At 74.8% G+C, this 6,407-nt stretch carries 8 protein-coding genes; 5 read left to right on the plus strand and 3 right to left on the minus strand.

The annotated features are described in order from the left end of the window. The coding region (locus tag KMS84_RS37425; protein WP_256921014.1) for a winged helix DNA-binding domain-containing protein at positions 1-790 on the minus strand (790 nt) is incomplete at its 3' end. A gap of 215 nt (positions 791-1,005) precedes the next feature. Here KMS84_RS37425 and KMS84_RS37430 point away from each other — a divergent pair. Beyond that, positions 1,006-2,136 carry a magnesium and cobalt transport protein CorA gene (locus KMS84_RS37430; protein WP_256921015.1) on the plus strand — a complete coding sequence of 377 codons (1,131 nt, stop codon included), beginning with the start codon at positions 1,006-1,008 and terminating at the stop codon, positions 2,134-2,136. Positions 2,137-2,158: 22 nt separating this feature from the next. Here the strand turns inward: KMS84_RS37430 and KMS84_RS37435 are convergent, their stop codons facing one another. After that, positions 2,159-3,088, minus strand: a complete 930-nt coding sequence (locus tag KMS84_RS37435; RefSeq protein WP_256921016.1) for a M48 family metalloprotease — start codon at positions 3,086-3,088, stop codon at positions 2,159-2,161. Continuing rightward, positions 3,085-3,462, minus strand: coding sequence for a BlaI/MecI/CopY family transcriptional regulator (locus KMS84_RS37440; protein ID WP_256921017.1), 378 nt, complete (start codon positions 3,460-3,462; stop codon positions 3,085-3,087). The genes KMS84_RS37435 and KMS84_RS37440 overlap by 4 nt, the downstream gene beginning before the upstream one ends. Positions 3,463-3,597: 135 nt before the next feature. Between KMS84_RS37440 and KMS84_RS37445 the strand changes: the two genes are divergently transcribed. From KMS84_RS37445 to KMS84_RS37460, 4 genes are all read left to right on the plus strand, one after another. Beyond that, entirely contained in the window at positions 3,598-4,302 is a 705-nt protein-coding gene (locus KMS84_RS37445; protein WP_256921018.1) for a DedA family protein, read from the plus strand. Then, positions 4,299-4,910, plus strand: coding sequence for a phosphatase PAP2 family protein (locus KMS84_RS37450; RefSeq protein WP_256921019.1), 612 nt, complete (start codon positions 4,299-4,301; stop codon positions 4,908-4,910). Before KMS84_RS37445 ends, KMS84_RS37450 begins: the two co-directional genes overlap by 4 nt. After that, a complete protein-coding gene (locus KMS84_RS37455) occupies positions 4,907-5,626 on the plus strand; it encodes a phosphatase PAP2 family protein (RefSeq protein ID WP_256921020.1) in 720 nt (239 codons plus the stop codon). The genes KMS84_RS37450 and KMS84_RS37455 overlap by 4 nt, the downstream gene beginning before the upstream one ends. 146 nt (positions 5,627-5,772) lie before the next feature. Continuing rightward, positions 5,773-6,336: a DUF4396 domain-containing protein gene (locus KMS84_RS37460; RefSeq protein ID WP_256921021.1), complete on the plus strand. Its 564-nt coding sequence runs from the start codon at positions 5,773-5,775 to the stop codon at positions 6,334-6,336. Positions 6,337-6,407: the final 71 nt, after the last annotated feature.

The raw sequence follows: 6,407 nt of genomic DNA on the forward strand, positions 1-6,407 counted from the left end.
CGGGGCGCGGGGCGTCGGGCAGGTCGAAGAGCTCGACGCCCCGTTCGTCGCGGAAGACCAGCAGCCGGGGCCGCAGCCGCTCGAAGGCCTCGCGCAGCCGGGTCAGTCCGGCCCACGTCTGCATGTCCTTCACAGAGGCCGGGCCGAAGGCGGCCAGATAGCGCAGGACGACGTCGTCGGCGGCGGGCGCGGGACCGGCGGGGCGGCCGAGCCAGTGCTCGGCGGTGGTGAGCGCGACCTGGCCGCTCCTGCCCCACAGCCCGCGCGGGGTGACCTGGACCAGGGGCAGCGTGCACCGGGCCGCCACGGCGAGGGAGGCGGGGTCGGCGTCGGGCCACACGGCGTGCAGGGCCTCGCGCAGGTGCGCCATGGTGCGCGGTTCGGCCTCCACGAGGTCGCGGGCGTGGGCGGCGAGCCGGTCGAGGTCGACGCCGGCGAGGCCCTTGCGGAAGTGGGTGAGCTCGCGGTCACGGGCGGGCTGCACGAACGGGCGCAGGCTCAGGCAGTCGTCCGCGGTGTGGGTGTGGATGGTCGAGCGCATGCTGACGATGCGGACGACCTCGCGCTCGGCCATCAGCGCCGACAGCGTCTGCGGCACGAAGCCGTCGAGGCGCGCGGCGAGGGCGTAGTACGGCGGTTTGACGTTCTGCGCCTGGAGACCGAGCAGGTGGCGCACGGCGGCCCCGGCCGACAGGGCCGAGCGGCGCAGCAGCAGCTGCCGTTCGAGGGTGGCCCGGTTGAGGGCGCGCACGCCGAGCACGGGGACCGCCGAGGACGTCGTCTTCGTCATGGACGGCAACCTAGCGGCGATCGAGGACAGGATCTGTCCCACAAGGCCCGGCGGCGGGGTTCGCCCTTCCGGGTCGACGCCGTATGCCCCCTATATCCTGCTTGGCGATCCGCCGCCCGGTGATCGGCCCGCTCGCCGGCCGACGCCGGACGACCTCCCGACCTCCGCACGCCCGACCTCCGCACGACCGCAGTCTCGACCGAGAGGCAGCCGCGATGCCCGAGCGCCCCAGGAAACCCGTCTGGCGCCGCACCCCTCCCCCGCCTCCGCCCGGGTCGCCGCCGCCCGGCCCGCCGGCGACGCCGTCCGCGCAGCCGTCGGAGCCGGCCGGCGTCGTCCAGGCGGTCCTGTACCGGGACGGCGTCCGGGCGGTCGCCCCGGCGACCCTCGCGGAGACCTACCGCGTGCTGCGCGAGCAGCCGGCCGGCATGGCGTGGATCGGGCTGGCCCGCCCGACGCCCGACGAACTGCACTCCCTGGCAGCGGAGTTCGACCTGCACCCGCTCGCCGTCGAGGACGCGAAGGAGGCCCACCAGCGGCCGAAGCTGGAGCGCTACGGCGACACCCTGTTCGTCGTCCTGCGGGCGGCCCGCTACCTCGACGCGCCGGAGGAGATCGACTTCGCCGAGCTGCACGTCTTCGTGGGCCCGGACTTCGTCATCACCGTCCGGCACGGCGAGGCGCCCGACCTCTCGGCGGTGCGCCGGCGCATGGAGGAGACCCCGGAGCTGCTGAAGCTCGGACCGGAGGCGGTCCTGTACGCCATTCTGGACGCGGTGGTCGACGGGTACGCGCCGGTCGTCTCGGGCGTGCAGAACGACATCGACGAGATCGAGACCGAGGTGTTCCGCGGCGACCCGGAGGTCTCCCGCCGGATCTACGAACTCTCCCGGGAGATGGTCGAGTTCCAGCGCGCCACCCGCCCGCTGGTCGGCATGCTGCACGCCCTGATGGCCGGCTTCTCCAAGTACGGCACCGACGACGAGCTCCAGCGCTACCTGCGCGACGTCGCCGACCACGTCACGCACACCAGTGAGCGCGTCGACGGGTTCCGCCAGGCACTCACCGAGATCCTCACGGTGAACGCGACCCTGGTGACCCAGCAGCAGAACGCGGAGATGCGGGCGCTGGCGGAGGCGGGGTTCGAGCAGAACGAGGAGGTCAAGAAGATCTCGTCCTGGGCGGCGATCCTGTTCGCGCCGACGCTGGTGGGAACGATCTACGGGATGAACTTCACGCACATGCCGGAGCTGCGCTGGGTGTTCGGATACCCGTTCGCCGTCGCCCTGATGGCGGTGGTGTGCACGGGCCTGTACTTCGTCTTCAAGCGGCGGGACTGGCTCTGAGCGAGCAGGTCACGGGAGCGGATCAGGGGCCCTCCTCCCCCTGGGCGACCTCGACCTCGTGGTGGAAGTCGGCCACGCCGGCGGTTCCGGCGGCGACGGACAGGACCGCGCACGCGACCAGGAGCGACGCGGTGCGGCGCAGGGCGTGCGAACGGCCCCGGGAGGGAGTGAGGAGGGCGGCCACGCGGTGCGGGACGGGGCCGGTCGTCGCCGCGGCCGCGAAGTCCGGGCGGGTGGTGGGCGAGGCGTTTCCGGCCAGGGCCGCGCGGGCGATGGCCGTGGCGATCAGCCGCCGGTCGCCCACGACCTCCGCGGCGGCCTCGTCGGCCGCGCGCTCGGCCGCGAGCCGGATCGCGTCCCGGGTGGCGCGCAGGGCGGGGTGGCCGTGGGCGGCGAGTTCGGCCGCGGCCAGGAAGTAGTGGTGACCGGCCCGGTTGTGGGCGCGTTCGTGCGCGAAGAGCGCCTCGCGTTCGGCCGGGCCGAGACTGCGCAGCATGCCGGTGGTGACGACGATGCGGTGGGGCCGCCCGGGCAGGGCGTACGCGTCCGGATGGGGCGAGTCGACGACGCACAGGTCGCCTGCGGCGGGGCGGCGGGCGGCCTGCGAGCGGGCGGTGCGGAAGGCGCGGGTCTGCCGCAGGGCCGAGCGCACGAGGGTCCACGCGCTGAGCGTGAGCACCCCGGTGGCCGCCGTGGCCGCGGGCAGGACGACGTAGTCCGACGGGGTGCGCAGGGGGTGGACGAGCTCGCCGAGGGCGGCGAACGCGGGGAAGGTGAGCAGGCCGGCGAGGACCAGGGCGCCGAGGGCGGCGACGCTGGCCGCGGCCAGCGCCAGGGCCGAGGCGGTGAGGACCCACAGCGCGGTGGCGGGGGCCAGGCGGTCGACGGTGCGGCGGGCCAGGGTCGGCGCGAGGAAGGGCAGCAGCAGCGGGACGAGCAGCAGGGCGGTCACCGTTCGTCCCCTTCGAGGAGTCGGCGCAGATGCTCCTCGTCGCCGGGGCTGAGCTGGGCGACGAAGCGGGCCAGGACCGTCTCCCGGTCGGTGTCGCGGTCGAGTTCGGAGTGCATGCGCCTGGCGGTCAGACCGGGCGCGTCCTGCACCGGGAGGTAGGCGTAGCCGCGGCCCTGCCGCTCACGGCTGACGACGCCCTTCTCGTGCAGCCGGGTCAGTATCGTCGCCACCGTCGTGCGTGCCAGGCCCGAGCCGAGCTCGACCTGCACCCGCCCGGGCGTGAGCGGGGCCCCGGCCGCCCACAGCGCGGCCATGACGGCGGCCTCGAGCTCGCCGGCCGGCCGCCGTTCGTCCCTCGCATCGGCATCGGTCATGGGAACGTTCCTCATTCCGCCATCGTCTACAGTGCAGTAGACCGTCTACATGATTGTAGTCAGTCGCCGGACGCCGTGGTGCCACTCTCGCGCCGCGTCCGGCGGACCGCGAGAAGGATGAAGGGGCTCCCGACGATGACCACAGCCATGCACCTATCGTCGCAGCTCGCCGTCAACGTGCTGGATGCCCGGTCGCTGCTGTCCGCATTCGGCGTGCTGGGCGTGGGCGTGGTGCTGTTCGCCGAGACCGGGCTGCTCGTCGGTTTCTTCCTGCCGGGCGACTCACTGCTGTTCACGGCCGGCCTGCTGTGCACCGGCACCGGCGGGAGCGGCGTGAAGCTGTCCCTCGGCCCGCTCCTGGTCGCCGCGGCGGCGGGGGCGCTGGCGGGCGCGCAGTGCGGCTATCTGCTGGGCCGCAGAGCGGGCGGCTCGCTGCTGGCCCGCAGCCGGTCGGCCCGGCTGCACGAGGGGGCCGGACGCGCGGAGGAGCTGCTGGAGCGCTACGGCCACGCGAAGGCCGTCGTCCTGGCCCGCTTCGTCCCGGTGGTGCGCACGGTCCTGAACCCGATGGCCGGCGCCCTGCGGGTACCGGTGCGCACGTTCACCGTCTGGCAGGTCGCGGGCGGTCTGGTGTGGAGCCTGGGGCTGACGCTGGCGGGCTACGCGCTGGGCTCCTCCGTGCCCGACGTGGACCGCTACCTGCTGCCGATGGTCGCGGCGATCGTGGCCCTGTCGCTGATCCCGGTCGCCTCCGAGGTGCACCGTTCGCGCCGGCACGCGAAGGCACGGCAGACGCGGGAGGCGCAGGAGACGCAGGACGCACGGGAGGCGCGCGGATGATCGCCGCCCTCGACGGCTCGCGGGTCGACGGCCCGGCCTACACCGACGTGGTGGACCTCGCCCGGCACGCTCCCGTGTGGCTGGACGACGCGGTGTCGGCCTGGTCGACGTACGGGCTCGCCCTGTTCGCGGTGCTCATGGCCGTCGGCTGGTGGCACGCCCGGCGGGCGGACGCCGCGGCGGCGGTGACAGCGCTCGCCGTGCCGTTCGCCGCGGTCGCCGCGTACGGGGTGGACGCCGCCCTGAAGCTCCTGGTCCGCGAGGACCGGCCCTGCCAGAGCCTGCGGGTGAGCACGCTGGAGGCGTGTCCGGCTCCCGGCGACTGGTCGTTCCCCAGCAACCACGCGGCGATCGCCGCGGCGGCGGCCGTCGCCCTGCTGTTCGCCTCCCGCCGGCTCGGCGCGCTCGCCGTGGTGGCCGCCTGCGCGATGGCCTTCTCCCGCGTCTGGGTGGGCGCGCACTACCCCCACGACGCGGTGGCGGGGCTCGTGGTGGGCGCGGTGACCGCGCTGCTCGCCATGGTCCCGCTCCGCCGGGGACACGCGGAGGCGCTGGCCCGACGGCTGGCCGCCACCCCGCTGCGTCCGCTGCTGGCGGTGGCGCCGTGAGACGCGGCGACCTCGCCGAACTGGCCGGCAGCTGCGGCCTCGGCGCGTGGACGGCGTTCGGCGTGCTCACCCTGGTCGTCGTGGGCCACGAGGGGGTGCCGCTGTTCGCGGACGCCGACATCCTGTCGTGGTCCGTCGCCCACCGGCCGGACGTGGCGGTGGCGTTCGCGCGCGGGGTGACCGCCACCGGCACGGGCGTCGTGCCGTACGCGCTCGCCGTGCTGGCCGGGGCCGTCGCGGGCCGCACCCCCCGGCAGCGGGGCGTGTCCGTCGCCCTCTGCCTGTTCTGCCTGGCAGCGGGCCAGGTGCTGCGCTACACGGTGATGACGCTCGTCGCCCGGCCCCGGCCGCGCCTGGCGGACTGGGCGACGCACGCCTCGGGGTGGGCGTTCCCGTCCGGCCACACCACCACGTCGGCCCTCGCCGCGGGGCTGCTGATCGTCGCCGTGTGCCTCCGCGCGCCCCGCGGCCGGACCGCGCTCGCCCTGACCGTCGGCTGCTGGGGCGTGCTGGTCGGCCTGAGCCGGGTCTACCTCGGGGTGCACTGGTTCACGGACGTGGCCGGCGGCTGGCTCTTCGCCCTGGGCTGGCTGGGCCTGTGCCTGGGCGCCGCGAGCCGGTGGCTGCCGGAGCGATGGACCCCCGGGACGGCGGAGCCCCGCGAGCCCACCGGGCCCACCGGGCCGGCCGGGCCGGCCGGCGCATCGGAGGGGTGAACGCCTCCGGAAATCCCCGAGCACCCCTCGAGGAATACCCCTGGGGGGTATACCGTTGACGACAGCGGCCCGGACGACGGGCCGCCCCGCGGGAACACCCGCGAGAGGCGTTCGAGGTACCACCTCGAGGAATTGGGGGGAGAGCCATGAAGGACAGCGCTCACGACACCGGCGCCGCGCACGCCCACGACCACCACCACGACGCCCACGACCACCACGAAGCCCACGAAGCCCACGACGCGCGAGACTCCCACGGAGCCCACGACGCCCGGCATGGGGCCTCGTGGGAAACGGCGGTCAAGGCGACCCTGCACTGCCTCACCGGATGCGCCGTCGGCGAGATCGTCGGCATGGTGATCGGGACCGCGCTGTCGTGGGGCAACGTGCCCACCATGGTCCTGGCGATCGCCCTGTCGTTCGTGTTCGGCTACTCCTTCACGCTGTTCGCGGTGCGCCGGGCCGGCCTCGACCTCGGGTCCGCCGTCCGGGTGGCGCTGGCCGCCGACACCGTCTCGATCGCCGTGATGGAACTGGTCGACAACGGGATCATCGCCCTGGTCCCGGGCGCCATGGACGCCCACCTGGACGACGGACTGTTCTGGACGACGCTGCTCGGCGGCTTCGCGGTCGCCCTGCTGGTCACCACCCCGGTGAACAAGTGGATGATCGGCCGCGGCAAGGGCCACGCGGTCGCCCACGCCCACCACTGAAGGCGTCAGACGTCCTCGGGGCGCTCGTCGGCCCCGGCCCCCGACCCCGCCCGCCCGCCGCCCTGGCCACC

Origin of the sequence: Streptomyces hilarionis, from assembly GCF_024539675.1 — a bacterium.
Classification (GTDB): Bacteria; Actinomycetota; Actinomycetes; order Streptomycetales; family Streptomycetaceae; genus Streptomyces; species Streptomyces hilarionis.